Genomic DNA, 22307 nt, shown 5'->3' with positions numbered 1-22307 from the left:
ACTTTATAAGTAAACGGAACAAATTCTATGCTTAAACAAAGTCTGCAGTTTAAATTATCTCAAAAGCTATCTCCACAGCAAATCCAACTAATGAAGCTTATTCAATTGCCTACACAGGCATTTGAACAAAGGCTAAAACAAGAATTGGAAGAAAATCCTGCTCTGGAAAGTGGAAAAGCGGATAATAATGAACTAACAGACGATTATGGTGATAGTTATGATGATTCTCAAGATAACGAAACCATAGCCGCGGAGGACATTAATATAGATGATTATTTAAGTGACGATGAAATTCCAGATTACCGTACACATGCCAATAATTACTCTGCAGACGATGATGAGAAAAGCGTACCGTATGCAGCTGGAATTTCATTTAACCAGTATCTACTAAATCAGTTAAGCACCATTTCCTTAGACGACCAGGAGTGGGCCATTGCAGAATACTTAGTGGGCTCTGTAGACGAAAGCGGTTACATACGTAGACCCATTTCTGACATTGTAGATGATTTGGCCTTTACCCAGAATATTTATACGGAGGAAAGCACCGTTATTTCTGTTCTAAAAACGGTACAAACCTTAGATCCTCCAGGTGTTGCCGCTCGCACTTTAGACGAATGTCTAGTTTTACAACTTAAAAGAAGGGAACAAACACCTTCTGTTACTTTAGCCACAGTATTAATTGAAAAGTCTTTTGAGCAATTCACCAAAAAGCATTATCAAAAGTTAATCAGTAAGCACGACATTACCGAAGATCAGCTAAAGGCCGCCATTCAAGAAATTGAACGCCTAAACCCAAAACCAGGAGGTTCTTATGCAAGTAACAACCGAATAGTTGAGCATGTAGTTCCAGATTTTAGCATTCGCATTTTAGATGGGGAGCTAGATTTAACCTTGAACGGACGTAACGCTCCGGAACTTCACGTATCCAAGGAGTATACCAATATGCTAAAAGGCTATAAAGATGCCAAAGAAAAAAGTAAGTCCCAAAAAGATACCGTTCTCTTTATCAAACAAAAATTAGATGCCGCCAAGTGGTTTATAGACGCCATAAAACAAAGGCAACAAACTCTTTTTGTTACCATGAACGCTATAATGGAATATCAAAAAGAATATTTCCTTACTGGTGACGAACGTAAACTACGACCAATGATCCTTAAGGATATTGCAGACGAAATTGGCATGGATGTCTCTACGGTTTCTAGAGTTGCCAACAGCAAGTATGTAGATACTCCTTACGGCACCAAGCTGATAAAGGAATTCTTTAGCGAGGCCATGAAAAACGAACAAGGAGAAGATGTATCAACACGAGAAATAAAGAAAATCCTTGAAACTGTTATTGGCGAAGAAGATAAACGCAAACCGTTAACAGACGATAAATTAGCCAAGTTACTTAAAGAAAAGGGCTATCCTATTGCAAGAAGAACTGTAGCTAAATACAGAGAACAACTAGGGCTGCCTGTAGCCCGTTTAAGAAAGGAAATTTAATGCGGTACTTTTGGCGAGTACTGTCTTATGTGTTTCACCCACTTTTGGTTCCAATAGCTGGTACGGTTTCCTATTTTTTGGTTACGCCAAAATTCAATCCGTTAGCCATACAAAGCGGGAATATTTTACCCATTTTTATTCTTACGGTGATTATTCCTATTATTTTTTATTTGATTCTAAAAAACCTAGGCGTGGTTAAATCCGTTTTTGCACCAACTATAAAAGAACGGAAATACCCTTTGTACTTGAGTATGATTATCTACTTAATGATTTTATACAAAGTAATACCGCTAAATTATATTAATGAACTATACTTCTTTTTTGTAGGACTTTTAATTGCCACTTTTGCTACACTTTTAATATTGTTCGTAAAGATTAGAGCCAGTATCCATTTAATGGGGCTTGGAAGCCTTCTTTTTTACCTTATTGGTCTAAGTATACACTTTGAAAGAAATATAACCATAGCAATAGCCTTATTAACATTAATGTGCGGCATGGTAGCTACCTCTAGATTATATATGAAAGCGCATACCCCAAACGAACTTCTTATTGGTTTCTTGTTGGGCTGCATAAGCCAGTTTTTTACCTTTAAATACTGGTTATAAAATATAAAAGATTAAACCTACCCTTAATGGCCTAATGTTTATTGGATTATTATTCAATAGGGCATTTTCATCTAATAGATTACTAAGCGAGTAATACAAATGTAAATTCCATGTATTGTAACCCACACTTAAGCTTATACCATATTGCCATTGTTCAATATTAGGATTGTGAAAAGAAGTTTTAATGCTATCCGTTACAAGCTTTGAATTACTAGCAAAAATATACGCTGTTTTTACTCCTGCATAAACCCTCCAGAATCTGTATGTATCCGCTCTAGAACTTCGCCATCTTACCTCAAAAGGCAGGTTTATGCCGTAGGTGCCTATTTTACTTCGCTTAATTGCGTCTTCACTTGTAGCAATTCTGTAACTAATAAAACTATCACCATTATCTGTAGCTACCAAATTGGAATAATAACTATTTACAGACACGCCCAAGCCCAAGCCTACACCAAAATTACGCCTTAGATTAAAGGGAATATCCTTAATAAAATTGAGACCTAAACCATAACTTAAATTACGTTGTATTACATTTTCGGGTTTTTCTTGCAGTAAATTATACCAAACGGCAGCAGAAAATTGATCTTCTAGGTATTTATTATCTAGAGGAATACTGTCCTTCACTTGGGCACAAACAAACACAGGTAATAAACACAAGACGATTAGCAACCTCAACATATAATCTATTATTAAGAATTCAAAGTAAACAAAAAAGCATCCCAATGGGATGCTTTTCTTTAAAAACTATAACTTTTTACTATTGAAGGTTATTGAATGCGTCACCTTCATAAGTAGTATAATTTACCTTTAAAGCATTAACCTTTCTAAGCTCCTGTTTAATATCAGATATAAGACCCATATTAGCGTCCTTATCTACTTTTAAAGCTGTTGTTAGTACATTTTGTAACTCCTGTGGTTTCTTAGCTCTTTCTGCAAGAATATAAGAACCAACTTCGTCTACATTAGCAAATTTATCGTTCAATTGAATCTTAGGCTCAGTTCCATATACACCTTGGTATTCCTTTGTAGGCTTACCAACATAAATATATATTACTCGATCCTTTTTTTCCAACTTCTTAACCTCACTTGCGTTTGGCAACGTATTCTCCACTAATAAAGAACTGTCTTTCATAGTTGTTACCGTCATAAAAAAGAACAATAACATGAATACGATATCTGGCAAGGAAGCTGTTGAAACCGCCGGAATATCACCATCTTTTTTCTTAGCAAACTTTGACATAAGATCTAATATTAATTATTACCGGATGTTTCTGCTTCTGACAACTTCTGTGGAAACAAATCTTGAATCTTCTTCACCTTTTCTTTTAAGTCATCTCTGACAGCAGTAGGCGTTTCCGGGTTCAAATATTCTGATTCCATATCAGTAAAGTCTCTACCGTATCTGGCCTGCGCCTCACGGTTTCTCAAATCGTTATACGCACCAACCAATTCGTTTTGAACTGTTATATAAGTGCTATACTTTGTCTCACGATCATTCTTCAAAGAGATAATTGCCTTTACAGGATTATCCGATGAGTTAGGATCTTTCTTTCCTTTACAGTAAGTACAAGTACCATCGCCACCATTTTCAAGAAATGCGGTAGCCGCTTTTCTTAAATCGGTTAGCTCCATCAATTTTTCCTCTACTAGAAGTTGACCGTTCCTGTTAATGCTTACAGTAAAAATGTTTTTCTGCTTAATTACAGGTGGCTCCTCAGTAGGCGGCTCAAAAGGTGGTAACATCCTATCCAAACCTGCATCTGTTTCTATAGTAGTAGTTACTAAGAAAAAGATAAGCAGAAGGAACGCGATATCCGCCATGGAACCAGCATTTACTTCAGGTGCTCCTTTTCTTCTTGGCATAATCTGTTATTATTTACCGAATAATTTTTTAACCCCTGGAATAACCATCAACAACACGGCAATACCGGTCATAAAGAAGAATACATTTAAAAGCATTCCAATTGTTTTAACCGTACTAGCCTCTGGCTGAATATCTTTTCCATTAAACGTGTCCACAACCGCTTGAGCTTCATCGCCACTAGATAGGGCATACCCAAGGATAAAGACAACAACTAGGCCTCCTAGTGCAAAAAGTGCTTTTTTAAGACCTCCTGGTGTAGTCACCATTTTCTTAAGTCCCCAGAACAAGGCTAAAATAGCAGCAACTGCTAATAAAACCCATGTCATTGCGAACATTAAGCTAATACCTGCGCTATTGATTGCCTCTGGATCTTCTGGATCCGGCATCATAAAGAAACTGGCAACAGCTGCTATGACACCTATAACAATCAATACATATTTAATTATTTTATGCATATCTCGATAGATTTTTTTATACAGTTAATGATTACTTTTTATGGGCAGCCAACATATCAATCAACGCGATTGAAGAGTCTTCCATATCATTTACTATACTATCGATTTTAGCAATGATGTAGTTATAGAAAATTTGAAGGATAATCGCCGTGATCAAACCAAATACCGTAGTCAAAAGTGCTACCTGGATATCACCAGCAATCAAAGATGCACTTAAGTTACCTACAGCTGCAATTTTTTGGAATGCTTGAATCATACCAATTACCGTACCCATGAAACCAAGCATGGGGGCAATAGCGATAAATAAAGACAACCAAGAAACGTTTTTCTCTAATTGACCCATCTGTACACCACCGTAAGCTACAACTGATTTCTCAGCAGACTCTAAACCTTCTCCTACTCTGTCCAAACCTTGGTAATAAATAGAAGCAACAGGCCCCTTTGTGTTACGGCATACTTCTTTTGCGGCTTCTACACCACCAGAAGCTAGAGCATCTTCTACTTGTTGTTTCAATTTAGCAGTATTAGTTGTAGCTAGATTAAGGTAAATAATACGCTCAATAGCAACAGCTAAACCTAAAATTAAACATAACAATACGATACCCATAAAAGTTGGCCCACCTTGGATGAACTGCTCTTTTAATACTTGGGTAAAACTTTTGCTTGCTTCGGCAGCTGCCTCATCTTGCAACAGCGCCGCTGAAGCTGTTGTAGTACCTAAAATAAACATTCCAGCAGTAGCCAGAGTAAAGGATATTTTTTTCATTGTGTCCAAACTTAAATTTAGTTAGTTAATAATGTTAAAGATATAAAAAATTCGCAATTAAAAAATTTAAAAGCCTAGCAGAGAGGAAGGGATTCGAACCCTCGATACACTTTTGGTGTATACACACTTTCCAGGCGTGCGCCTTCGACCACTCGGCCACCTCTCTTTGTCCTTTTTATTAAGGGCGAGCAATAAACAAAAAAATTATTAACTAGTAAAATTTGAGAAGTTAATTTTGGGACATCTCCCCACGAATAGCCGTCTCAAAAATGGACTTGAACAAGGCCGGATCAACTTCTTGACCTAGTAAGTACATTGCTTTAGTTACCGCGGATTCCGTGGTAATATCCTTACCACTAATAAGTTGTAACGCTTTTAAAGTGGTACTGGCTTCGTAATGCCCCATTACCACCCCACCTCCAGAACATTGGGTTACGTTTACAATGTGCAAACCCTTACTTTTAGCACTTTTTAACGTATTTAAGAACCATTGGTCCGTAGTAGCGTTACCTGCACCATAGGTTTCTAATATTAAAACACGTAAATCTGGTGTGTTTACTACCGCCTCTAAAAGGTTTTTATTAATCCCAGGGAATAATTTTAAAACAGCAACATTGGTATTCATAGCCTTATGCACTCTAAGTTCTTTACTGTTTTTAACCCGGTACAAAAATGAATGCTGTGCTTTTAAATGAACACCAGATTCTATTAAAGGTGGATAATTTGGAGAGGTGAAGGCCTCAAAATGCTCTGCATTGATTTTGATAGTTCGGTTACCCCTGTACAACTTATATTCAAAATACAAGGCAACCTCTTGCAGCAAAGGCTCATTTTTTTCTGTAAGGGTCGCTATTTGTATTGCGGTGATTAAATTTTCCTTAGCATCTGTTCTAAGATCCCCTATAGGTAATTGCGATCCCGTTAATATTACCGGTTTGCGTAAGTTCTCTAACATAAAACTCAAAGCAGAAGCAGTATAAGCCATGGTATCACTACCGTGCAACACTACAAAACCATCAAAATTTTGATACCCCTCCTCAATAATAGAAGCAATCTCTACCCAGTAGGAAGGATTCATATTGGATGAGTCTATTGGTGCGGCAAAAGAAACTGTATCTATAACACAATCTATTTGGTTGATCTCTGGTATTTTCTGCAATAATTGGTCAAAATTAAACGCCTTGAGCGCACCAGTTTCATAATCTTTGACCATACCAATGGTACCACCAGTATAAATCAATAATATTCTAGCTCTTTTACCCATAATTAAATACCAAATACTTGCTTAGAGTTAGCTGTTGTCTGCAATGCAATTTCCGAAAGTGGTAAATCGTAAATCTCTGCTAACTTTTCCGCCACCTTTATTAAGTAAGAAGGTTCGTTGCGCTTACCACGGAATGGAGTTGGCGCCAAATAGGGCGCATCGGTCTCCAAAACAATATGCTTCAAATCAATTTGACCAAGAAATTTATCAATTTTTCCATTCTTGAAGGTAACAACACCACCTATACCCAGTTTTAAATTGTAACCAATCGCATTTAAGGCTTGCTCATGAGTACCCGTAAAACAATGGAAGATTCCATACAAATCCTCTCCTTTCTCTTCTTCAAGAATTTCAAAAACCGCATCAAAGGCATCCCTACAATGAATAACTATAGGCAAATTATGCTTTTTGGCTAATTGTATTTGATATCTAAAGGCTTCTTGTTGTATACCCAATGTAGACTTATCCCAATACAAATCAATTCCTATTTCACCAACAGCCACATAATTATATGTATCCAATTCAGCGGCCACATGGTTCAATTCTGCCTTATAATTTTCCTTAACATGGGTAGGATGCAGCCCAGCCATTAAAAATACCTTATCCGGATAAGCCTCTTTAACCCTTTTCATCTCCGCAGTATAACTTGCATCTATGGCCGGAACAAAAAAACGGGCCAAACCATTAGCAAAGGCACGCTGCATCATAGCAGCTTGATCTTCTTCAAAGGCCTCACTATAAATATGTGTATGGGTATCTGTAAATATCATGAGGACAAAAATAGCCTTATCTTTACAGCTTTTGCTTAAGATGACTTTGAAAAAATACTTAAAGTCGAAAGACTACACCCGAACTCCCTTACGATTAACCGCTACCAATCATTTTGAAATTTCTGCCAAAATAAATGGAATAACTGGTCGATTTATTTTAGACACCGGAGCGTCTAACACCTGCATAGACACGGATAAACTAACCTATTTTGATTTGAAATCTGAAGCTTCTGATATTAAAGCGGCCGGTGCAGGCGCTATTGATATGGAGACACTTATCAGCACGAAAAACAAAATAGCTATTGGCGATTGGACGTATAAAAAACTAAGTATAGTGGTTTTTGACCTTACACATGTAAACACAGCCCTTATAAACCACAATGCCCTTCCCGTGGATGGCATTATTGGTGCAGACATCCTAAAAAAGGGAAAGGCAATTATAGATTATGACAAAAAATGTCTATTCTTAAAAAAACGAAAGAAGTCTTAAAGCTCTAGTGCGTTTTTCACATTGTTATTCATTAGCAGTTCTTCTGGGTTTTCCAACGCCTCTTTAACAGCAACCAAGAAACCAACAGATTCCTTACCATCAATTATTCTGTGGTCATAAGACAATGCCACATACATAATTGGCGCTATTGCTATGGCACCATCGCGCACTATTGGTCTTTCTACAATATTATGCATACCTAGAATAGCACTTTGCGGTGGGTTTATAATAGGTGTAGACAACATAGAACCAAAAACACCACCATTGGTAATGGTAAAGGTTCCTCCTGTCATCTCATCAACAGTAATTTCACCTTCCCTAGCCCTAATAGCCAAACGTTTTACTTCTGCCTCAACTCCTCTAAAAGATAGATTTTCTGCATTTCTAATTACTGGCACCATCAAACCTTTAGGTCCAGAAACAGCAATACTTATATCACAGAAATCATAAGAAATCATTTCCTTACCATCTATCATAGAGTTCACGGCAGGGTACATTTCTAAAGCCCTAACACATGCCAATGTAAAGAAAGACATGAAACCTAAACCTACACCGTGCTTAGTCTTAAATTCTTCCTTGTACTGCTTGCGCAATTCGAAAATTGGCGTCATATCTACCTCATTGAAGGTTGTAAGCATAGCCGTTTCGTTTTTGACCGAAACCAAACGCTCCGCAACTTTTCTACGAAGCATAGATAATTTGGAACGAGACTCACCTCTTCTACCACCCGCAGGAGAGCCCATAGATGGCTTTGCGTTTAAGGCATCTTCTTTAGTTACTCTACCATCCCTACCTGTTCCTTGAACATCTGAAGCAGGGATTCCTTTTTCGCTTAATATTTTTTTAGCTGCTGGAGAAGCAGTTCCAGTAGCGTATGATTCCTTTTTTGGAGTTTCAGGCTTAGGAGCAGCCTCCTTTGGAGCTTCCTCTTTTTCCTCTTTTTTTGCAGGTGCAGCATCACCCTCTGGTTTTTCTGCACTTGTATCTATAAGACAAACCACCTCGCCTACTGCAACCGCATCGCCAACCTCAGCTTTAAGGGTAATTATTCCACTTTCTTCAGCAGGAAGTTCAAGCGTTGCCTTATCAGAATCTACTTCTGCAATTGCTTGGTCTTTTTCCACATAATCACCATCCTCTACTAACCATTCTGCGATTTCCACCTCGGTTATGGATTCCCCAGGGGATGGTACTTTCATTTCTAGAATCATAATATTATGCTAGTTTATTAACTCTTTGTTTTTATTATCTTTTAAAGTTGTCTTTAGTTTTATCAAAGACGTATTCAATAACTTCTGAATGTCTTCTCTGAGAACGTACCGCACTACCTGCAGCTGGCGCCCCATAGAATCTTCTAGATGCCACCCTAAAGGTTTTTGCTTCTTCTAAATGCATTAATAAGTGACCCCAAGCCCCCATGTTCCTAGGTTCTTCTTGCGCCCAAACTATTTCTTGGGCATTGGCATACTTATTTATTACAGACCTTATTTCTTCTGCCGGAAGCGGAAATAACTGTTCTAAGCGAACCAAAGCAACATCTTCTCTTCCTAACTCTTCACGTTTTGCATCTAAATCATAGTAGAATTTTCCGGTACAGAACACTAATGATTTAACCTTATCCGGATTAACGTTTACATCATCTATTACCTCTTGAAAACTACCGTTGGCCATTTCTTCTTTTGTGGAAACAACCTTAGGATGCCTTAAAAGACTTTTTGGCGTAAACACGACTAAAGGTTTTCTAAATCCGAACTTCATTTGTCTTCTAAACAAATGAAACAAGTTTGCAGGTGTAGTTACATCTACCACAAACATATTGTCTTTAGCGCATAATTGTAAGTAACGCTCCATTCTTGCAGAAGAGTGCTCTGCACCTTGACCCTCATAGCCATGAGGCAGCAACAGCACTAGACCATTTTGCATTTTCCATTTATCCTCTGCTGAGGATAAATATTGGTCAATTACAATTTGTGCACCATTACTAAAATCTCCAAACTGGGCCTCCCAAATAGTCAATGTTTTTGGACTAGCCATGGCATAGCCATAATCAAAGCCCATAACTGCGTATTCTGACAATAAGGAATTGTAAATATCCAAACGTCCATTTTGATGCGCTCCAAGTTCATTTAAAAGAACCACTTCTTCTTCGTGCATCTCGGTCTTTACCACTGCATGTCTATGCGAGAACGTACCCCTTTCCACATCTTGCCCCGTCATACGTACATCAAAACCTTCTTCCAACAAAGTTGCGTAAGCCAAGAGTTCTCCCATAGCCCAATCCAACCTGTTATCCTCAAAGTACATTTTCTTGCGCGCATCTATTAAACGGACAATCTTGCGCAAAAACTTTTTATCAGAAGGTAATTCCGTAATTACTTTAGCCAATTGGGTTAGCTTGTCCAAATCATAAGAAGTATCATACTCAGACAGCATTTCGGTTTCCGTAACACGTTCAAAACCTTCCCACTCATCTTGCATAAAAGGAGTGATAACCGTTTTTTCAATTTTACGGGAATCCAACAGGTCTTCCTCTAAGTTCTTTTTATATTCTTCCTCTAAATTTTTAACATAATCTTTATCTATAACACCTTCTGCCAACAATTTGGCGGCATAAATATCCCTTGGGTTATCATGTTTAGAAATAGACTTGTACAACAAGGGCTGGGTGAATTTTGGTTCATCACCTTCATTATGCCCATATTTTCTATACCCCAACAAATCCAAGAAAATATCGCGCTTATAACGCATACGGTATTCTAGCGCAAAAGTTGCCGCATGCACCACTGCTTCTACATCATCTGCATTAATATGTAATACAGGAGACAGGGTAACCTTACCCACATCTGTACAATAGGTAGAGGAACGTGCATCTAAATAATTGGTAGTAAACCCTATTTGATTGTTTACTACAATATGGATGGTACCCGCAGTAGTGTAACCATCTAATTTAGCCATTTGTATCACCTCGTATACGACTCCCTGACCAGCAAAAGCAGCGTCTCCATGCACCAAAATAGGCAACACTTCTGCATTATTATCCGCATGGTCCTTATCTTGTTTTGCCCTTGCTATACCCTCTACAACCGCATTTACGGTTTCTAAGTGAGATGGATTGGGTGCAATATTCATATTCACGATCTTACCACTATCGGTTTCCCTTCTAGAGGTCCATCCTAAGTGATACTTAACGTCACCATCAAAAATAGCCTCCTCGTAATCTTTACCATCAAATTCACTAAAGATATCCTTAGGCGATTTTCCAAAAATATTGGTTAATACGTTTAACCTACCGCGGTGGGCCATACCCATTACAAATTGCTTAACACCAGCATCCGCAGCTTTTTCTACAATTACGTCAAGCGCAGGAATTAACGATTCGCCACCCTCTAATGAGAATCGCTTTTGCCCAACATATTTGGTATGCAAAAAGCTCTCAAAAGAAACAGCTTCATTTAATTTTCTTAAGATTTGTTTTTTCTGGTCTACAGAGAATTTTGGATGGTTATCATTTACATTTAACCAATCCTGAATCCATTGTATACGTTCTGGTGTACGTATATACATATACTCCACACCAATGGCATCACAATAGATACGCTCTAAATGCCCAACAATATCTTTAAGGGTACTGGCCCCAATACCTAAAATACTACCAGCATCAAAAACAGTATCTAAGTCTGCATTGGATAGGCCAAAATTTTCTAGTGCTAACGTTGGCTCATATTTTCTACGCTCCCTAACCGGATTGGTCTTGGTAAATAAATGTCCGCGAGAACGGTAGCCATCTATTAAACGTATTACTTGAAATTCTTTCTGCAACGATTGCGGCATTTGAACGGACTGCCCGTTAACGTTGGCCGCAACACCAGCATTTGAAGTTTGTATATCCAAATCGTCCAAAGCACTTTCCATACCAAAATCAAAACCTTGAAAAAAGGCTCTCCAACTTGGTTCTACGCTATCTGGATTTGAAATGTATCTATCGTACTGCTCCGCAAAAAAAGCTGTATGCGCAGCATTTAAAAAGGAATATTTGTCCATTTTGAGGTTTCCCGAGTTCTTTCGTAAAAATTATGACAAAAATACAATAATTGAGTTACCTAGCATATAATCAACAATGTTCTTATTTTAATTTTTTCATAAATTCCAAAATCACCTAATTATGTTGCAAACTTCTTTCTCACAGCAACTTTGTTGAAAATTCTATTTATGATCAAATTTGTAGTTTGCTTAGAGGTTTCCACAACGTTTTCCCATTTTGTATTAATAAGCTCACTTTCCGGGATATCCATCACATACATTAAATTCAAGAATTTAGCATATTTCTCCATTAGAAGCACGTAAATTTTTTCTTGTAAAACGGCACTAAGTTTTTCTGGCAATAAGTCAACATCTAAATGAATGTTTATATTGGCCAACATAAAATCTTTTTGCAATTGCCTAACTACATCCGTATACCAATTTTTTTCAATTGCTTTTTCTAATATCCCTATACCATTTGGGCATTCCATTACTTATTTACTATCTGTATTATTGCTTATACACCATTCCGTTTTTCATTACAAAGCTTACGTCTTTAAGTAAAGACACATCTTGCAAAGGATTACCATCCACGGCTATTATATCGGCCATAAAACCAGTTTTTAGTTCGCCCAATTTTCCTTGCATACCTAAAAGACTGGCATTGGTAACAGTAGCAGAATAAATTGCTTTAGCAATGGGCATACCGGCCTCTACCATATATACGAACTCCCTTGCATTCTCTCCATGCTTAAATACACCTGCATCCGTACCAAAGGCAATTGGAACCCCTTTTTTATAGGCTTTCGCAAACATGTCTCGTATTTTAGGACCAATTTCACTAGCCTTTTTAGCTACCACGGGAGGAAAATAACCTGGTTTTTTTGCATTCTCCGTAACTTCTTTACCAGCTGTAATGGTTGGCACCAAGTAAGCATCATACTCTTTCATTAAATCCATGGTGGCTTCGCTCATCAACGTTCCATGTTCAATTGTTTTAATACCACCTTTAATAGCCCGTTGCATACCTTCGTCCCCATGAGCATGAGCGGCCGTTAGCATACCGTAGTCTTTTGCGGTCTCTGTAATTGCTTTAATTTCTTCTATGGTAAATTGTGGGTTTTGACCACTCTTGGCCACACTTAAAACACCTCCTGTAGCCGTTATTTTTATAACATCGGCACCATCTTTATAGCGCTGTCTAACGGCTTTTTTGCCGTCTTCGGGAGAATTTACCACACCATCTTTTGGCCCTGGATCCCCCATTTCGTCCCAAGTTCTTCCGTTGGTAGGATCGGCATGGCCTCCTGTTGTGGCAATAGCCTTACCTGCCGTAAATATCCTAGGGCCTACAACATAACCTTTATCTATTGCCTTTCTAAGAGCAATATTTACACCACTACCACCCAAATCCCTAACGGTGGTAAAACCTGCCATTAATGTGTTTTTTGCATAGATTGTAGATTTAAAAGCCACATCTACATCATTTAATGTATACCTATCTATATAAGTGGTAGGACTAGATTCGCTCTCTATATGTACGTGCATATCTATAAAACCAGGCATAACGGTTTTAGACTTTAAGTCTATCACCACTACATTTCCGTTTCCGTTTTTGTAACCGTTTTCAATTCCTACAATTTTTTCACCATTTACTATAATTGTTTTTTCCTTTTGCAGCTTTCCTGCTTGCACATCCATGATAGCACCACAGTGCAAATAGGTTTGTTGCGCATTTAATTGACCAACAATAAGGAACACAATGGTTACAAATGTGAATTTAAAATTCTTCATAGTTTTTGAGTTTCACGGTTATTTAGTTGGAAAAAGGTACAAAAAAAGAGGGCAATGCCCTCTTCCTACATATATTCTTTGTCTACTTATTTAGACCTTACTTTTTTTTCCCATTGCCAGGCAGAACTCATAGCTTCGTCCAAACTTGATTTAGCTTTCCATCCCAAGACCTCATTGGCCCTACGGGTATCTGCATAAGCCTGTATTACATCTCCTTCTCTTCTAGGTGCTATTCTGTAATTCAATTTTTCTCCAGAAACTTTTTCAAAACTATTTATTACTTCCAAAACAGAACTTCCCTTTCCCGTACCTAGATTAAAAATTTCGTAGTTGGTATCGTTCTTTTCTGTAATAAGTCGTTGTAAAGCCGCAACATGTGCCTTTGCTAAATCCACCACGTGAATATAATCCCGAATACAAGTACCGTCATTAGTAGGGTAATCGTCACCAAATACAGATAATTGCTCCCTTAGACCAATCCCCGTTTGTGTAATAAAAGGAACCAAATTTTGTGGTACGCCCGTAGGCAATTCACCTATCTCAACAGAAGCATGGGCCCCAATGGGGTTAAAATATCGTAATGCAATGGCTTTTAATTGTGGATTTACCTTACAGGTATCTTTGATAATCTCTTCACCCACTTGTTTGGTATTCCCATAAGGAGATTCTGCTGGTTTTACCGGAGCATCTTCTGTTATTGGCAATTCATCTGCTTGACCATAGACGGTACAAGATGAACTGAATATAAAATTAGCCTCACCTTTTTGGGTTAACTCCTGTAATAGGTATACCAGAACACCTAAATTATTTTCATAGTATAAAAGGGGATTCTCTACACTTTCACCAACAGCTTTAGAAGCAGCAAAATGTATTACGCCAGTTATATCTGTATGTTTTTGAAAAAAATCTTGAACCTTTTTCTTTTCTCTTAAATCGAATTTTTCAAAAATTGGTTTTTTGCCGGTTATGGCCACAATACCATCCAAAACCGCCTCTGAAGAGTTAGAAAGATTATCTATGATAACTACTTCAAAACCTTCGTTTTGCAACTCTACAACGGTATGGGAACCTATAAAGCCCAAACCTCCGGTAACCAATATTTTTTTACTCATGTTTTAGTGTTTATTTACAAAATTGATGACTAAGTCTGTTATATATTTAATTTGTTCGTCATCCAATTCCGTATGCATTGGTAAAGAAATAACCTCTTGCACCAATTGATTGGTCACAGTGAAATCTGCCTCGTTATACCTATCGTCTACATATGCCTTTTGCCGGTGTAAAGGAATTGGATAATATACACCACAAGGAACGTTATTCTCGTTCAAATGTTGCACCAAGGCATCTCTAGTTCCATTTAAAATACGCAAAGTATATTGGTGGTATACGTGGCAAGTACAAGCAGTACACGTTTTATCACAATTGGTCTTTTTTGCCGGAACAACAATATGCTCTTGACCGGCAAAGGCCATATCATATTTTGCAGCCGCCATCTGCCTCTTGGCATTATAGGTATCCAAGTGTGGTAGTTTAGCACGTAGAACCCCAGCCTGTATGGAATCTAACCTAGAATTAACCCCTACTACATCATGGTGATAACGCTCATACATTCCATGATTTACCATTCCTCTTAGCGTATGGGCCAATTCATCGTCATTAGTAAAAATAGCCCCGCCGTCTCCATAGCAACCAAGGTTTTTAGAAGGAAAAAAACTAGTGGACGCCACATGCCCCAAGGTACCCGATTTTCTCTTTGAGCCATCCTTAAAAATATAATTTGCGCCTATGGCTTGCGCATTATCTTCAATTACATACAATCCATGTTTTTCTGCCAAAGCCATTAAAGCCTCCATATTGGCACATTGTCCAAACAAGTGCACAGGAACAATGGCCTTGGTTTTTGGGGTTATGGCCTTTTCTACCGCCGCAATATCTATATTGAAAGAATCTGGCTCCACATCTACCAAAACGGGTGTTAATCCCAACAGGGCAATTACTTCAACGGTTGCAGCAAAAGTAAAATCTGCCGTAATAACTTCATCACCGGGCTTAAGACCCAATCCCATCATACATATTTGAAGCGCATCGGTTCCATTTGCACAAGGAATAACATGTTTAACACCAAGATAAGCTTCCAATTCCGATTGAAAAGCCTTGACCTGCGGACCATTTATATAAGCCGAAGTAGTTAAAACTTCTTCAATAGCTTTGTTCACCTCTTCCTTAATACCATTATATTGACCTTGAAGATCTACCATTTGTATTTTACGCATACTACCAATTTGTAACATCAAAATTAGCAAATAAAGCAGCATGGCACTGCTATTCTTTTAAAGAAATGTAATTTAGCGCAAAGCAAAATCCGTGAGTTTTCTTTACAACCTAAGCCTTTATTTAGTTGCAGCCGTGTTGCGTGTGGTAGCCTTATTTAATCCAAAAATCAAGCTATTTGTAGCGGGTCGCAAGAACACCTTTGAACTACTGGAGCAAAATCTTAATCCTACGGACAAAGTTATTTGGATGCATGCCGCATCTTTGGGAGAGTACGAACAAGGGCTACCTATTTTAGAAAAACTAAAAACCAATTACCCAGACCATAAGTTTCTTCTAACCTTTTTTTCTCCTTCAGGATACGAGGTAAAAAAAGGAAAGACACCAGCGGATATAGAAACCTACCTGCCTTTAGACACTAAAGAAAACGCACGTAAAATAGTGGCATTGGTTAAACCCAAAATGACCATTTTTATTAAATATGAAGTATGGCCAAATCTTCTTTCTCAACTTAGAGAACAACAATGCCCTACCCTTTTGGTCTCTGGTATTTTTAACCAAAAACAAGTCTACTTTAAGTCTTACGGTGGTTTTCTAAGAAAGGCACTAGAAAACTTTGATTATTTTTTTGTCCAAGACCAAAACTCCATAGAACTTTTACGAAGAATTGGCTATACCAATTCTAGTATTAGTGGCGATTCTAGATATGATAGGGTTACCCAGATTGTTGAGCAAAATAATTCTTTGGAATTTATGGACGCATTTCTACAAGGAAAAAATTGCATCGTTGCCGGCAGTACTTGGCCGCCTGGAGAGGCACTTTTGGCAGATTATATAAATAAGGATAAGTCTAACTATAAATTTGTAATTGCCCCGCATAATATTAAGGAACAACATGTAGAATCTATCGTCAATTCATTGAAAGTTCCTAAAATGAAATATTCAGAATTAGACTTAGAAGCAATTGGGCAGACAAAAGTTTTAATTTTAGACACCGTGGGTATTTTAACCAAAGTTTATTCTTATGCAGACATTGCTTACGTTGGAGGTGGTTTTGAAACTGGATTACATAACACCTTAGAGCCTGCCGTATTTGGCATTCCCGTAATAATAGGGCCCAAATACCACAGATTTATAGAAGCCATTGCCCTAGTTAATAACAAGGGAGTTATTTCTGTAAAGGACAAGATTGAATTTAATACCACACTTTCCCAATTAGTAGACAACCCAACCGAACGCGCTAATCTTGGAAGGGCCAACATGGACTATATCTTCAAAAATAAGGGTGCCACGGACCAAGTTGTGGCCTACATAAATAAACATCTTTAAAATTGTTTAGTTTTATCGCAACTAACAAACCAAACCAATGGATAAAAGAATACTAAGAATATCAATGACTGCCGCCTTAGCAGGCTTTCTTTTTGGATTTGACACCGTTGTTATCAGTGGGGCCAACCAACCTATTAAAGAGTTATGGGACACCAATTGGTTTTTAGGCGATTCTATTTTTACATTTCACGGTATTTTTATTATGTCCATGGCCCTATGGGGAACCGTTTTGGGTTCATTATTTGGTGGTATACCAACAGACAAACTAGGAAGAAAAAAGACGCTGTTATGGATAGGCGTACTATACTTTCTCTCTGCCGTTGGTTCTGCTTTTGCACCAGAAGCCTATAGCTTTTCCTTTTTTAGGTTTATAGGTGGTGTTGGTGTTGGGGCTTCGTCCGTTGCAGCACCAGTTTACATTTCTGAGATTTCAAATTCTTCCAATAGAGGTAGACTTACGGCAATGTACCAGTTTAATATTGTATTTGGTATCTTAATAGCCTTTATATCTAACTACGTTATTGGCACTTTCTTCAATGAATCCGAAGCTTGGCGCTGGATGCTGGGGGTAGAAGGCATTCCTGCATTAATTTACACCTTAATGGTGGCTAAAATACCTAACAGCCCAAGATGGCTTTTAATGAAAAACCATGCCGATGCATTGGTGATAAGATCACTTACCCTATTGGGCATTCAAGAAGATGAAGCCAAAGTAACCATTACGGAAATAAAGGTTTCTATGGTAGAAAACATTAAAAACAAAAAAGAAAGTCTGTTTTCTGGCAAGTATAACAAACCCCTACTATTGGCATTTTTAATCGCATTTTTCAATCAGCTTTCAGGTATAAATTTTGTTCTGTACTACGCACCAGAAATTCTAGAAAGGGCTGGTTTGGCCTCTGGAGAATCTTTGTTCAGTTCTATAAGTATTGGCGTAATAAATCTACTATTTACGTTTGTGGGCTTGGCATTAATAGACCGCCTAGGTCGCAAGCAACTAATGTATATAGGCTCTATAGGCTATATAATTAGTCTTGCCATGGTTGGGCTTTGTTTTTACAATGGATTGAACGCTGCAGTATTATTAACCTTTATCTTGGTATTTATTGCATCACATGCAGTAGGTCAAGGTGCTGTAATTTGGGTATTTATATCCGAAATTTTTCCAAATAAAGTGCGTTCCTACGGACAGTCTTGGGGAACAGGAACACATTGGGTTTTTGCTGCGCTGATTACATTACTTACCCCAACCTTTTTGGATAGTGAAATAGGTATTTTTAAAGATAATCCTTGGCCAATATTTATTTTCTTTGCAGGAATGATGGTGCTACAATTACTTTTTACCGCATTCTTAATGCCCGAAACAAAAGGTATTTCTTTAGAAGAATTGGCGAAAAGATTGGGCAAAAAATAGCGGTAGGTAATAATTAAACTTCTGCAATACGTATAGGCAAACAAGCAGTTAATCGAGTATTGTACTGATTATTAGAACCGAACAGGTTAAATTTCACTATCTTGATAGGAAATAATCAACCTATGGCAGAGAACACTACAGGTTTTAGTTTTTTAGCTGGCTTTTTACGTATTATGGTAACCGTACTGGTAATAATACTAATTGCGATACCCGTTTGCATTATTTGTGACATTTTAGGGGTATTTGATGCTTTAGGCCTACACTTTTAAGCTGAAATAAAAACAGATTATAAGAGCCTCTCATCTTGAGAGGCTTTTTATTTTTATGCCAACTAGAAAATTATTAACCATCATGAATGGTTTTGCCCCATGTATCTAGGGAAATTAGGATTTCTTTCAACGTAAACCCTTTCTTGGTTAGGCCGTACTCAACCCTTGGTGGCACCTCTGGAAAAACTTCTCGATACACAAGGTGGTCTCGTTCTAGCTCTCGCAAACTCTGGGTAAACATTTTATTGGAAATTGCCGGTATTTTAGCTTGTAAAATGCCGGATCGTTGCGGACCTTCCAATAGGTGAAAAAGAATAAGGGGCTTCCATTTGGTACCAATGAGCTCCATGGTTTTGTTAAGAGGACAATAAATTTTATTATTTTTCAAAATTGCAAATAATTGATTTTGTTTATTTTACTCTTTTAGATACTATAAGTAAAAAAAAGTAAGTTATTGTTTTACATACAACTAATCAACAACTTTGCTTCAAAATTAAGTTAACATGAAAGAACAAAATACATACCCCCGAACATTTTCACATATTGGTATTACCGTTCCAGATATTACTGCTGCCGTATCATTCTATGAGAATGTTATGGGGTGGTACGTAATTATGCCTCCTAGTCTTGTAAAAAAAGAAAAGGAGACCGCTATTGGTCAAATGTGTATAGATGTTTTTGGAGAAGATTGGGAAACCTTTGAAATTGCCCATTTGTCCACTTCTGATGGTGTGGGCATAGAACTATTCTCATTCCCGGAAACACCAAAGAACAAACCAGAATTTAACCCCTTTAGTCCGGGTCTATTTCATTTTTGCGTACAGGATCCAAATATTGAGAGCTTGATAGAAAAAATTATTTCCCATGGAGGTAAACAGCGAATGCCAATTAGAGCCTATTACCCGGACAATAAACCCTATAAAATGTGTTACGTAGAGGATCCTTTTGGTGTAGTTTTTGAAATTTACACCCATAGCTATGAGCTTACCTATTCTTCCGGCGCTTATGCGGACATGTAAAAAGCCAGGCATTAAAGAGATTATCCAAACTTATTTTAAAGCATCCATCTTGGGATGCTTTTTTAATAGCCGTCTTAAAAATCACAAAGAAGCACCAATCCGTTTAACATAATAGATTTAAACATATTAAAAGAATACGCTTTAGTATTTTTAGATAAACCAATATGACCAACATGAATCGACATTTTTTATTAAACATATTCTGTTTACTTTTTATCGGCGTATCTGCACAACAAACCAAACGTTACTCGGAATTATTGAATATGGTCTACCACAATCCTGGTGAGCCTAAATGAGAAACCAAATACTTGTACCCAAATTACTTGGATAGTTTAGGATACACCGGACAAATTCCTAAAATGGAAGTGCAATGCGGATTAACCTATGATAGTTTTGAGGATGAAATAATTCCTTTAAAAACTGATGAACGACTTTGGATAGAACGACATGCTGCATCCATAAGAACCCAAATAGACAATAGTAAAAAGGCTGGGCTACCTTTATATCCATTTACAGATGTATTGGTTTTACCAGTTTCGTTATTAGAAAAATATGATACAGAATTAAAGATTGATGAAAAATTTTCCATAAAGCGGAAACGTACACAACAAATCTTGCGTGCACAGATTACAGAAATATTTGAGAGATTCCCAGATTTAGATGGGTTAACCATAAGACATGGTGAAACATATGTACACGATACTCCATACCATAAAGGAGAGACCCCCGTAAGGACTGCTGAGGAGCATGCGATAATGATTAATATTCTAAAAGAAGAAATTTGCCTAAAACGTAATAAGAAACTTTTTTATAGAACCTGGGATTTTGGATGGTTTCATACCCAACCTAAATTTTACCTTGATGCAACCAATCCCATTGAACCACACCCGCTACTTTTCTTTTGTATTAAACATGTAAATTATGATTTTAATCGGGGCTATCCCTTTAATACCACTATTGGCCTTGGTAAACATCAACAAATTATAGAAGTATCCATGAACCAAGCTGGGTGTTACGGAAACAACAGTCATCCATACTATATTGGTAAAGGTATTATTGAGCACTGGTCAGAGATGGAAGTTAAAAAGGGACTTATTGATTTATACGAAGACTCCAAAATTAAAGGAGTTTGGACATGGACAGGAGGTGACGGCTGGGTAGGGCCTTATTTTGATAACGAACTTTGGATGGACCTAAATGAATATATCATAAGAACCTTTGTTCATAATCCTAAAAAAACAGAAGAAGACATTTTTATGGATTATGCTATTAACCAATTAAAACTGTCCGATTTAGATGCCAAAAAATTTAGACAATTAAATCTTCTTTCCACGGATGCGGTTTATTACGGACAGGCAAGCAAACATTTTTTTGCGGACACTTGGTGGTGTAGAGACCATTACTTATCTGCCATTGATTTAAAAGAAGTTGTACGCAAAGAAATTATTGACAAGGTTTTAAACGAAAAAGAAAAAAACTTAGAAAATTGGTATTTAATGGAAAAACTTGCCCAAGAAATTACTATTCCAAAACCCGAATTAGATTCGTTCCTTAAAGTGTCTACAACTTACGGAAGAATTAAATATGAAATTATGGCCATCATTTGGAAAATTCAAATTGCCAAAGCTAAAGTAGATTTAAAGCGCCCTATAAACCACGAAAAAGTTCAAGAATATATAAAAGATTATCGAAGTAAATGGCAAGAATGGGTACAATTAAAAAAAGACTACCCTAACTGCCCCACCCTTTACGTAGACCATACTTCTATGCATACGAACGAGCCTTTTCAAGAGACTCTCATTTTTTTTGATTCCTTTCTTAAGTCTTAAACTATGTTATTATGCTAATTAATGGTATAAATACACCAACAATAGAACACTTTTCCGAACTACAATTGGTAGGCCTAAGTTTAGAAATGAGTGTTACCCATAACACTACGGGCTTATTATGGTCCCGATTTGGACCCAGAATTAAGGACATAGAAAACAAAACAGCTAACTACAAACTATCCTTACAAGAGTACCCTATCAATTATTTTAAAGAATTTAGTCCAGACAAAAGCTTTATAAAATGGGCGTTAGTGCCGGTTTCTGATTTATCTAGCATTCCAGAAGGCCTAGCATCTTTTACGTTAAAAAAGGGCTTGTATGCTGTGTTTAAGTACAAAGGGCCCAGCAATGACCCATCCATTTTTCAATATATTTTTTCAAAGTGGCTGCCTAATTCTGAATACGTACTAGACAATAGACCACATTTTGAACTGTTAGGGGAACAGTATAAAAATAATGATGCACACTCCGAAGAAAAGATTTACATTCCTGTAAAACCAAAATAAAAAGCATAAAAAAACCCTTCTTAAAAGAAGGGTTTTAAAGTTGTGCGGATGAAGGGAGTCGAACCCCCACGCCTCGCGGCACTAGATCCTAAGTCTAGCGTGTCTACCAATTCCACCACATCCGCAGTTCAAATCGGGATGCAAATATACTTCAAAT

22 protein-coding genes and 2 tRNA genes are annotated in these 22307 nt (G+C 37.4%); 8 read left to right on the top strand and 16 right to left on the bottom strand.

Translation table 11 applies throughout. The annotated features are described in order from the left end of the window. Positions 1-27: 27 nt before the first annotated feature. Both rpoN and BUL40_RS03585 read left to right on the top strand, forming a co-directional pair. Complete coding sequence (gene rpoN / locus BUL40_RS03590) at positions 28-1485, top strand: RNA polymerase factor sigma-54 (protein ID WP_080318115.1); 1458 nt, start codon at positions 28-30, stop codon at positions 1483-1485. Beyond that, positions 1485-2090: a phosphatase PAP2 family protein gene (locus BUL40_RS03585; protein WP_080318114.1), complete on the top strand. Its 606-nt coding sequence runs from the start codon at positions 1485-1487 to the stop codon at positions 2088-2090. The genes rpoN and BUL40_RS03585 overlap by 1 nt, the downstream gene beginning before the upstream one ends. On the opposite strand, the gene BUL40_RS03580 is transcribed toward BUL40_RS03585, so the two are convergent. From BUL40_RS03580 to BUL40_RS03545, 8 genes are all read right to left on the bottom strand, one after another. Continuing rightward, on the bottom strand, positions 2085-2768 hold the full coding sequence (locus BUL40_RS03580) for a porin family protein (RefSeq protein WP_010517694.1): 684 nt from the start codon (positions 2766-2768) through the stop codon (positions 2085-2087). The two genes, BUL40_RS03585 and BUL40_RS03580, sit on opposite strands and share 6 nt — an antisense overlap. Positions 2769-2847: 79 nt before the next feature. Beyond that, positions 2848-3330, bottom strand: coding sequence for an ExbD/TolR family protein (locus BUL40_RS03575; RefSeq protein WP_010517693.1), 483 nt, complete (start codon positions 3328-3330; stop codon positions 2848-2850). Positions 3331-3341: 11 nt separating this feature from the next. Then, positions 3342-3953: an ExbD/TolR family protein gene (locus BUL40_RS03570; protein ID WP_010517692.1), complete on the bottom strand. Its 612-nt coding sequence runs from the start codon at positions 3951-3953 to the stop codon at positions 3342-3344. 9 nt (positions 3954-3962) lie between these two features. Continuing rightward, a complete protein-coding gene (locus tag BUL40_RS03565) occupies positions 3963-4409 on the bottom strand; it encodes a hypothetical protein (RefSeq protein ID WP_080318113.1) in 447 nt (148 codons plus the stop codon). A gap of 31 nt (positions 4410-4440) precedes the next feature. Then, entirely contained in the window at positions 4441-5175 is a 735-nt protein-coding gene (locus BUL40_RS03560; RefSeq protein WP_010517688.1) for a MotA/TolQ/ExbB proton channel family protein, read from the bottom strand. Between the two features lie 78 nt (positions 5176-5253). Further along, positions 5254-5341, bottom strand: a tRNA-Ser gene (locus tag BUL40_RS03555). A gap of 63 nt (positions 5342-5404) precedes the next feature. Further along, positions 5405-6439: an asparaginase gene (locus tag BUL40_RS03550; RefSeq protein ID WP_080318112.1), complete on the bottom strand. Its 1035-nt coding sequence runs from the start codon at positions 6437-6439 to the stop codon at positions 5405-5407. A 2-nt stretch (positions 6440-6441) separates the two neighbouring features. Beyond that, positions 6442-7209 (bottom strand): TatD family hydrolase, encoded by a 768-nt coding sequence (locus BUL40_RS03545; protein ID WP_080318111.1) that lies wholly within the window; start codon positions 7207-7209, stop codon positions 6442-6444. On the opposite strand from BUL40_RS03545, the gene BUL40_RS03540 reads away from it, so the two are divergent. Further along, positions 7208-7699, top strand: a complete 492-nt coding sequence (locus BUL40_RS03540; protein ID WP_080318110.1) for a retropepsin-like aspartic protease family protein — start codon at positions 7208-7210, stop codon at positions 7697-7699. The two genes, BUL40_RS03545 and BUL40_RS03540, sit on opposite strands and share 2 nt — an antisense overlap. On the opposite strand, the gene odhB is transcribed toward BUL40_RS03540, so the two are convergent. The 6 genes from odhB to BUL40_RS03510 form a co-directional block, all read right to left on the bottom strand. Next, entirely contained in the window at positions 7696-8910 is a 1215-nt protein-coding gene (gene odhB / locus BUL40_RS03535; protein WP_080318109.1) for a 2-oxoglutarate dehydrogenase complex dihydrolipoyllysine-residue succinyltransferase, read from the bottom strand. The genes BUL40_RS03540 and odhB overlap by 4 nt on opposite strands. 34 nt (positions 8911-8944) lie before the next feature. Then, on the bottom strand, positions 8945-11740 hold the full coding sequence (locus BUL40_RS03530) for a 2-oxoglutarate dehydrogenase E1 component (RefSeq protein WP_080318108.1): 2796 nt from the start codon (positions 11738-11740) through the stop codon (positions 8945-8947). Positions 11741-11859: 119 nt separating this feature from the next. Beyond that, positions 11860-12210 carry a hypothetical protein gene (locus BUL40_RS03525; RefSeq protein ID WP_080318107.1) on the bottom strand — a complete coding sequence of 117 codons (351 nt, stop codon included), beginning with the start codon at positions 12208-12210 and terminating at the stop codon, positions 11860-11862. Between the two features lie 19 nt (positions 12211-12229). Further along, complete coding sequence (locus tag BUL40_RS03520; RefSeq protein WP_080318106.1) at positions 12230-13513, bottom strand: metal-dependent hydrolase family protein; 1284 nt, start codon at positions 13511-13513, stop codon at positions 12230-12232. An 86-nt stretch (positions 13514-13599) separates the two neighbouring features. Continuing rightward, positions 13600-14625: a UDP-glucose 4-epimerase GalE gene (gene galE, locus BUL40_RS03515; protein ID WP_080318105.1), complete on the bottom strand. Its 1026-nt coding sequence runs from the start codon at positions 14623-14625 to the stop codon at positions 13600-13602. A gap of 3 nt (positions 14626-14628) precedes the next feature. Continuing rightward, a complete protein-coding gene (locus tag BUL40_RS03510; RefSeq protein WP_080318305.1) occupies positions 14629-15786 on the bottom strand; it encodes a DegT/DnrJ/EryC1/StrS family aminotransferase in 1158 nt (385 codons plus the stop codon). A gap of 91 nt (positions 15787-15877) precedes the next feature. On the opposite strand from BUL40_RS03510, the gene BUL40_RS03505 reads away from it, so the two are divergent. Together BUL40_RS03505 and BUL40_RS03500 are read left to right on the top strand one after the other, a co-directional pair. After that, positions 15878-17113, top strand: a complete 1236-nt coding sequence (locus BUL40_RS03505) for a 3-deoxy-D-manno-octulosonic acid transferase (RefSeq protein WP_080318104.1) — start codon at positions 15878-15880, stop codon at positions 17111-17113. Positions 17114-17150: 37 nt separating this feature from the next. Further along, the gene (locus tag BUL40_RS03500; protein WP_080318103.1) at positions 17151-18527 is read left to right on the top strand and encodes a sugar porter family MFS transporter; all 1377 of its coding nucleotides are present in this window, start codon (positions 17151-17153) and stop codon (positions 18525-18527) included. Between the two features lie 342 nt (positions 18528-18869). Here BUL40_RS03500 and BUL40_RS03495 read toward each other — a convergent pair whose 3' ends face one another. Next, on the bottom strand, positions 18870-19145 hold the full coding sequence (locus BUL40_RS03495) for a winged helix-turn-helix transcriptional regulator (RefSeq protein ID WP_010518618.1): 276 nt from the start codon (positions 19143-19145) through the stop codon (positions 18870-18872). Positions 19146-19299: 154 nt separating this feature from the next. On the opposite strand from BUL40_RS03495, the gene BUL40_RS03490 reads away from it, so the two are divergent. The 3 genes from BUL40_RS03490 (at position 19300) to BUL40_RS03480 (ending at position 22150) form a co-directional block, all read left to right on the top strand. Further along, a complete protein-coding gene (locus tag BUL40_RS03490; protein WP_080318102.1) occupies positions 19300-19815 on the top strand; it encodes a VOC family protein in 516 nt (171 codons plus the stop codon). A 308-nt stretch (positions 19816-20123) separates the two neighbouring features. Continuing rightward, entirely contained in the window at positions 20124-21644 is a 1521-nt protein-coding gene (locus BUL40_RS03485; protein WP_244901813.1) for a hypothetical protein, read from the top strand. Between the two features lie 11 nt (positions 21645-21655). Beyond that, positions 21656-22150, top strand: coding sequence for a GyrI-like domain-containing protein (locus BUL40_RS03480; RefSeq protein ID WP_080318101.1), 495 nt, complete (start codon positions 21656-21658; stop codon positions 22148-22150). Between the two features lie 43 nt (positions 22151-22193). Here BUL40_RS03480 and BUL40_RS03475 read toward each other — a convergent pair. After that, positions 22194-22275 (bottom strand) — tRNA-Leu (locus BUL40_RS03475). Between the last annotated feature and the right edge of the window lie 32 nt (positions 22276-22307).

It is taken from the genome of Croceivirga radicis (assembly GCF_002072105.2).
GTDB classification, from domain to species: Bacteria; Bacteroidota; Bacteroidia; order Flavobacteriales; family Flavobacteriaceae; genus Croceivirga; species Croceivirga radicis.
This window is presented reverse-complemented; position numbering and strand designations above follow the sequence as displayed.

What these genes read in the sequence shown, in the direction of transcription:
- rpoN (WP_080318115.1), top strand. Translation starts at nt 28, where the DNA reads ATGCTTAAACAAAGTCTGCAGTTTAAATTATCTCAAAAGCTATCTCCA.
- BUL40_RS03585 (WP_080318114.1), top strand. Translation starts at nt 1,485, where the DNA reads ATGCGGTACTTTTGGCGAGTACTGTCTTATGTGTTTCACCCACTTTTG.
- BUL40_RS03580 (WP_010517694.1), bottom strand. Translation starts at nt 2,768, where the DNA reads ATGTTGAGGTTGCTAATCGTCTTGTGTTTATTACCTGTGTTTGTTTGT.
- BUL40_RS03575 (WP_010517693.1), bottom strand. Translation starts at nt 3,330, where the DNA reads ATGTCAAAGTTTGCTAAGAAAAAAGATGGTGATATTCCGGCGGTTTCA.
- BUL40_RS03570 (WP_010517692.1), bottom strand. Translation starts at nt 3,953, where the DNA reads ATGCCAAGAAGAAAAGGAGCACCTGAAGTAAATGCTGGTTCCATGGCG.
- BUL40_RS03565 (WP_080318113.1), bottom strand. Translation starts at nt 4,409, where the DNA reads ATGCATAAAATAATTAAATATGTATTGATTGTTATAGGTGTCATAGCA.
- BUL40_RS03560 (WP_010517688.1), bottom strand. Translation starts at nt 5,175, where the DNA reads ATGAAAAAAATATCCTTTACTCTGGCTACTGCTGGAATGTTTATTTTA.
- BUL40_RS03550 (WP_080318112.1), bottom strand. Translation starts at nt 6,439, where the DNA reads ATGGGTAAAAGAGCTAGAATATTATTGATTTATACTGGTGGTACCATT.
- BUL40_RS03540 (WP_080318110.1), top strand. Translation starts at nt 7,208, where the DNA reads ATGAGGACAAAAATAGCCTTATCTTTACAGCTTTTGCTTAAGATGACT.
- BUL40_RS03545 (WP_080318111.1), bottom strand. Translation starts at nt 7,209, where the DNA reads ATGATATTTACAGATACCCATACACATATTTATAGTGAGGCCTTTGAA.
- odhB (WP_080318109.1), bottom strand. Translation starts at nt 8,910, where the DNA reads ATGATTCTAGAAATGAAAGTACCATCCCCTGGGGAATCCATAACCGAG.
- BUL40_RS03530 (WP_080318108.1), bottom strand. Translation starts at nt 11,740, where the DNA reads ATGGACAAATATTCCTTTTTAAATGCTGCGCATACAGCTTTTTTTGCG.
- BUL40_RS03525 (WP_080318107.1), bottom strand. Translation starts at nt 12,210, where the DNA reads ATGGAATGCCCAAATGGTATAGGGATATTAGAAAAAGCAATTGAAAAA.
- BUL40_RS03520 (WP_080318106.1), bottom strand. Translation starts at nt 13,513, where the DNA reads ATGAAGAATTTTAAATTCACATTTGTAACCATTGTGTTCCTTATTGTT.
- galE (WP_080318105.1), bottom strand. Translation starts at nt 14,625, where the DNA reads ATGAGTAAAAAAATATTGGTTACCGGAGGTTTGGGCTTTATAGGTTCC.
- BUL40_RS03510 (WP_080318305.1), bottom strand. Translation starts at nt 15,786, where the DNA reads ATGCGTAAAATACAAATGGTAGATCTTCAAGGTCAATATAATGGTATT.
- BUL40_RS03500 (WP_080318103.1), top strand. Translation starts at nt 17,151, where the DNA reads ATGGATAAAAGAATACTAAGAATATCAATGACTGCCGCCTTAGCAGGC.
- BUL40_RS03495 (WP_010518618.1), bottom strand. Translation starts at nt 19,145, where the DNA reads ATGGAGCTCATTGGTACCAAATGGAAGCCCCTTATTCTTTTTCACCTA.
- BUL40_RS03490 (WP_080318102.1), top strand. Translation starts at nt 19,300, where the DNA reads ATGAAAGAACAAAATACATACCCCCGAACATTTTCACATATTGGTATT.
- BUL40_RS03480 (WP_080318101.1), top strand. Translation starts at nt 21,656, where the DNA reads ATGCTAATTAATGGTATAAATACACCAACAATAGAACACTTTTCCGAA.